This is a genomic window from Moorena sp. SIO4E2, assembly GCF_010671945.1.
In the GTDB taxonomy this organism is placed as follows: domain Bacteria; phylum Cyanobacteriota; class Cyanobacteriia; order Cyanobacteriales; family Coleofasciculaceae; genus Moorena; species Moorena producens.
On the sequence record NZ_JAAHIE010000783.1, the window covers coordinates 1 to 2,840 of the forward strand.

Below are 2,840 nucleotides of genomic sequence, written 5' to 3' on the forward strand. Positions count from 1 at the left end.
ACTGTTCCTTCCAACCTACACTAGTTAAGGTTTTAAACTTATAATTAGTCTCTGATGGTAGCACCAGAGTATTCATCACATTAATATAACGAGGTACCTCGTCATGGGGAACACTCTCAATCCAAATTAATTTGTCTTTAATTCCCCATTCTGCCGCCTTTTCCATCAATATCGGCTTGAGGGGACCACGCCCTAGCAGCAGCCACTTCCACTCCATCCTAGATAAACCGGCTAGGGCTTTACCTAAAGTCAGTAATCCCTTCTCTTCTACAAACCGTCCCACAAATCCCACCACAAAGTCATTGGGTTGAATTCCCAACTGCTGTTTTAGCTCTGGCTGAGCTTGGGGAAGAAACAAGCTTTCATCTACCCCCAATTGGGGCATTACTTTAGCTGGTCCGTTATAACCATGTTGTCGCAGGATTTCTACCCCATCCTGATTTCCACAAATCAGTCCATCGGTATGACGCAAGTTATATCCTTCCAACACAGACACCGGAAATTTTACCTGGTAGGGCAGATTCCACCAAGTAAAAAATAGGTTTTTTGCCTTCAGTCCCAATAGCTTATTCAGGGTAATAAATTGAGCATAACCTAATGCCTTAGCTCCCTGTTCCACTTGAATAATTTCGGGTCGAAACTGTTTCAATAAAGGGATAATATCTAGCCCAAAGGTCAGCAGTCCCTGATTATTTTCACTAAAGTTAGATACTGGTACGACCCGAAATGAACCTTCTTCACGGGGTTGGGTTTCAATGATGCGATTTTGGACACCACCAGGACGCCAGCGCCGGGGAACCACCACAGTTACCTCAATGTTAGGTTCTAACTGAGCGAGTGTTCGTAACTTCTCGCAGTTAAGGTCAACAATATACGAGTGGCTAGCAACTAAGATTTTCATGGGTAATTTTTTGACAGTTAATGGGTGAAGGTTGAAGGTTGGAGGTTGAAGGTTGGAGGTTGAAGCTTGAAGGTTGGAGGTTGGAGGTTGGAGGTTGAAGCTTGAAAGTTGGAGGTTGGAGGTTGAAGCTTGAAGGTTGGAGGTTGGAGGTTGGAGGTTGAAGCTTGAAGGTTTAAGGTTGAAGGTTTAAGGTTGGAGGATTAAGGTTGCAGGTTGTTCGCCCTTGGCGTTCCCATAGTATCAATCAGCTTAGTTCATGTAGGATTACTCACAATGGTGCGAGATCTCAGTTAAACTTAGCTATGGAAGCATTACAAAACGACTTAATACTAGTAAACCAAGAGCGGTAACCCTGGAAAATCAAAATGTATTTTTAGTTATTTATTTGCTTAAACTATACTTATGGTTTTGGTTATCACAATACCATTAAATTTGAATTATTATGACTTTAATATCCTGAATTATGAATCATTAATTTTCAATATTTTAATTAAAGATACAAGAGCTTATTAAGTTTACTTAATCGTAGTTTTAAGTTTTAAAAACTGGCTTCAACCTTTTAACCTTGGCCAAAAGGCCACGCTACGCGAACAACCAACTAACCTTGGCCAAAAGGCCACGCGATCGCGTTCAACCAACTAACCTACCCTACGGGAACGCCAAAGGCGAACAACCTTCTAACGGTCTAGCCGACTATAAATTTGACCATCATCCCAGATAGATTTGATGCGTGTACCAAGTGCTTTTAAAAAGCCCAACATGTAGAAACCAGCGCGGGTAATAATTTTGATCGGGGAACCACTTTTATTACAAGGAGGATTCCCTAAGACGTGGCAATCAAATAGACGACCAAACAGCCGTAGCTGTTCACTAAGGGTAAGGTTTTTCATTCCCATCAGGAAATGGTTGTGATAAAAAGTCAACTGATACTCAAGCGATCGCGTACTAATATCATGACACCCCCCAGTTTCTTCCCCTAAATGGACTAAACAAGCATCTGGGTCATACCAAATTTGATAACCAGTGCGGCGAAATCGCAAACAAAAATCCGACTCCTCACGAACCGCACTGCCCCGGAACTGTTCATCAAAGTGCAGCCCGTATTTAGTAAAAATCTCCCGGCGGAAAGACATATTGCAGCCTCGGGCTGAGATCACCCGTTGAGGCTTCACGGTATGGACTAAGTCTATGTAATACCATGCAATGCCAGGATCCATGGCCTCTTTAGGCAAGTCTTCAATGGTGTAAGAGGGAGTGGGGGTATCTACTGCTGCTCCTTTCTCTGCTAACTTCATCCGGTCAAATACTCGTCCTGCTACTGCCCCAATCTCTGGGGATTTTTCATAGTTACGAGCGTGAGCAGTTAAATACCCCGGTGGCATCTTGATATCATCATCGATAAACACAATAATGTCCCCGGATGCCCGCCTTACCCCATAATTTCTTGCCCCAGGTAAACTCGCCCAATCAACCCGGAACCAGAGAATCTTACCAGTATTAGCCAGCTGCTCTAAATAGGATTGAATCTCTGGTTTGTGGTTTCGAGTTTGATCAACAACCAGTACTTCAAAAGCAGGGTAGTCTTGCTTCAGGACATCTTCTAGGGTATCCCGCAAAGGGTCTTCCCGTCCGTAAGTAGGGATAATTACAGAAATCATCGTCATTGTTGTGAGTACTTTGTCCTTAAGCATTTAACTGCTAATGATGCCGACAATCGATAACAGTTTAACTAACATGCTATCCTTGGACATCCGTGGTTTTATGGAAAGTTAGACAATTCTTAAGCTAAGAGGTAAAACCAATACAGCTTTACCATGGCTGGTGAGGTACACCTGAGTCTTAGAAGATAGGGGTTTCATTGCTGAATCTGTACCTCACGGGAGCTAGAAACGCTGTCCCAGCATAGTACAGGGAACAGTTATCCGTGGAGACCGGTTCA

General features: G+C 43.2%; 3 protein-coding genes. 1 reads left to right on the forward strand and 2 read right to left on the reverse strand.

Going from position 1 to position 2,840, the window contains the following annotated elements:
• On the reverse strand, positions 1–901 hold a 901-nt coding region (gene hpsO, locus F6K37_RS37130; RefSeq protein WP_287256002.1), incomplete at its 3' end, for a hormogonium polysaccharide biosynthesis glycosyltransferase HpsO.
• Positions 902–1,466: 565 nt separating this feature from the next.
• On the opposite strand from hpsO, the gene F6K37_RS37135 reads away from it, so the two are divergent.
• Positions 1,467–1,622, forward strand: coding sequence for a hypothetical protein (locus tag F6K37_RS37135; protein WP_154659819.1), 156 nt, complete (start codon positions 1,467–1,469; stop codon positions 1,620–1,622).
• On the opposite strand, the gene hpsN is transcribed toward F6K37_RS37135, so the two are convergent.
• Positions 1,579–2,559: a hormogonium polysaccharide biosynthesis glycosyltransferase HpsN gene (gene hpsN, locus F6K37_RS37140; protein ID WP_008185328.1), complete on the reverse strand. Its 981-nt coding sequence runs from the start codon at positions 2,557–2,559 to the stop codon at positions 1,579–1,581. The genes F6K37_RS37135 and hpsN overlap by 44 nt on opposite strands.
• Between the last annotated feature and the right edge of the window lie 281 nt (positions 2,560–2,840).